At 48.2% G+C, this 1,474-nt stretch carries 1 protein-coding gene; it reads left to right on the top strand.

All coding sequences use genetic code 11. The annotated features are described in order from the left end of the window. On the top strand, positions 1-1,289 hold a 1,289-nt coding region (gene mobV, locus I6E24_RS16220), incomplete at its 5' end, for a MobV family relaxase (protein ID WP_235329728.1). Positions 1,290-1,474: the final 185 nt, after the last annotated feature.

Raw genomic sequence — 1,474 nt, 5'->3', positions numbered from 1 at the left:
TAAGCATTCAAATCAACAAAGCGAAAGGCTCGGCTGACACGGGCGCATCCGACCACATAGAACGTAAGACCATACCCAAGAACGCAGACCCTACACGTACACATCTCAACCGTGAACTGGTGGAGTTCCCTGATGGAGTGTCCGACCGTACCGAAGCGATAAGCCACCGTATCCGTACGGCAGGCATCAAACGTAAGATAACCCCCGACCAAGTGCGGGCAATTAGAATCGTGCTTTCGGGTACGCACGAGGATATGATGAAAATACAGGACGAGGGCAGACTAAACGAATGGTGCGATGACAACCTGCAATGGCTGCACCGCACATTCGGAAAAGAGAACACTGTTTCGGCAGTACTGCACATGGACGAGCACACGCCGCACATCCACGCCACGGTCGTGCCGATAGTGACGAGCGAACGCAGGAAAGCAAGGAAGAAGCAGACAGACGGCAAACGCACCTACCGCAAGAAAGCCAACGCCGTACGCCTGTGCGCCGATGACCTCCTGACCCGTGAACGGCTTGTCGCCTACCACGACAGCTACGCCGCAGTGATGGCGAAGTACGGATTGCAGCGTGGCATACGAGGTTCGGAAGCACGGCATACCACTACCGCCCAATACTACCGTGAACTGAAACGGCAGACGGGAGAGCTTGAAGCCAACGTAAGGCAGTTGCAGACCGAGCAGCTACAGGCGGAACGGCAGCTTGACGAAGTACGGAAAGAAATCAAGTTGGAGAAGCTGGAAGCCGCCAAGACCGAGGCGAAAGCCGCACTCGTGGCAAAGGTCGGTTCTCTTCTGGGCAGCAATAAGTTAAAAGCGGAAAGGGATGAAATGCAGCAACGTATATCTGCCCTTGAAAGTCAGAATGAAGAATTGATACAGTATATTGAAACAATGGAACGGGAACATATAGAAGACCGCACCAAGTTCAACGAGTATATGGACAAGATACAGCGTTACTTCCCTCATGTGGAAAAGCTGTTGCCGTTGATTGACTTCTGCCGGAACACCTTGAAATTCTCTGAAAGGGTAATCCAAGAGTTGTGCAAGTTGAAGAAAGTCAGGTTGAAAGGCGATTTCTATTCTCCTGAATTCAACCGAAAGTTTCGTGACGAGGGTGCGGCATTCTCATTTGAGGAGGACAAAGATAGGAAAGGTTACTATCATATATGCGTGAATGACATTCCGCTTGTGCAATGGTTCAGGCAGAAAGCACATGAATGGAGAAACGGTTTGGGGATTGCACCTACAAAGCAGGATAAGGGGCTAAAGAGAGTGTTCTAAATTCCACTTCAAAAATAAATGAAAGCATTAGAAGATAGGAGATTATCGCAAAAATCCCCTATCTTTCCTCTAAAATGATTTACGGTAGAATGATTCCAAAGGCTTCCATTGGTATATTCATATGAATAAAGGCAATAAAATATTTACCGGCAGCATATTGTTGTCGGTAATAATTTTTTATAAGT

The sequence above is a fragment of the Bacteroides caecigallinarum genome (assembly GCF_021530995.1).
Classification (GTDB): Bacteria; Bacteroidota; Bacteroidia; order Bacteroidales; family Bacteroidaceae; genus Phocaeicola; species Phocaeicola faecigallinarum.
Note: the sequence above shows the minus strand (reverse complement) of the source record. Positions and strands in the feature narration are given on the sequence as shown.